Source organism: Mycolicibacterium xanthum (genome assembly GCF_019710635.1).
Taxonomy (GTDB): domain Bacteria; phylum Actinomycetota; class Actinomycetes; order Mycobacteriales; family Mycobacteriaceae; genus Mycobacterium; species Mycobacterium xanthum.
This window is the reverse complement of sequence record NZ_JAIFZS010000132.1, coordinates 1-961: the sequence shown is the minus strand read 5'-3', so window position 1 is coordinate 961 and position 961 is coordinate 1. Positions and strand designations below refer to the sequence as shown.

At 69.4% G+C, this 961-nt stretch carries 1 protein-coding gene; it reads left to right on the top strand.

Annotation, left to right across the window (positions count from 1 at the left end; translation table 11 throughout):
• Positions 1–824 (top strand): IS1380 family transposase (locus JDV09_RS26385; protein WP_221372080.1); only part of this gene is annotated, 824 nt, incomplete at its 5' end.
• Positions 825–961: the final 137 nt, after the last annotated feature.

The following is a 961-nucleotide window of genomic DNA, read 5'->3' as shown; positions in this document are numbered from 1 at the left end:
CCGGCGCCCGGCTGCGGGCGGGCAAGACCAACTCCGGCAAGGGCGCCGCCCGGATGATCGCCCAAGCCGTGGCCACCGCACGCGCCGCCGGGGTCACCGGCCAGATCCTGGTCCGCGGCGACTCGGCCTACGGCAACAGCACCGTGGTGGCGGCCTGCCAACGGGCCGGCGCCCGATTCTCGGTGGTGCTGACCAAAACGCGCCCAGTGGCCGCGGCCATCGCCGGGATCGACGACGACGCCTGGACCCCGGTCAACTATCCCGGCGCGGTGCGCGACCCCGACACCGGCGCCTGGATCTCCGATGCCGAGGTCGCCGAAACCAGCTTTACCGCCTTCGGTTCCACCGAGCACCCGGTCACCGCCCGCCTCATCGTGCGCCGCGTCAAAGACGCCCGCTACCCCGACACCCTGTTCCCGGTCTGGCGGTATCACCCGTTCTTCACCGACACCGAGGAACCCGTCGACGCCGCCGACATCACCCATCGCCGCCACGCCATCATCGAAACCGTGTTCGCCGACCTCATCGACGGACCCCTGGCCCACATGCCTTCGGGGTTGTTCGGGGCGAACTCGGCCTGGATCTTGTGCGCGGCGATCGCCCACAACCTGCTGCGCGCCGCCGGCGTCCTGGCCGGCGATGCCCACAAGGTAGCCCGCGGCGCCACCCTGCGCCGACGTATCATCACCATCCCAGCCCGACTGACCTGCCCGCAACGCCGACCCGTTCTGCACCTACCGGCGCACTGGCCATGGGCCCAACAGTGGCTCACCCTGTGGCGCAACATCATCGGCCACAGCCCACCGGCGATCGCCACCACCTGACCACCCGCCGAAAGGCCCGACCGCAGCACACAAGGAAAAGCTGGACAGACCAGCAGATACCCCCTGCTCACCACCGGCAAGTGCTCACCAAAGCTACCCCAGCCTCAGCTATAACAGCTCATCGGTGGATCGAGGCT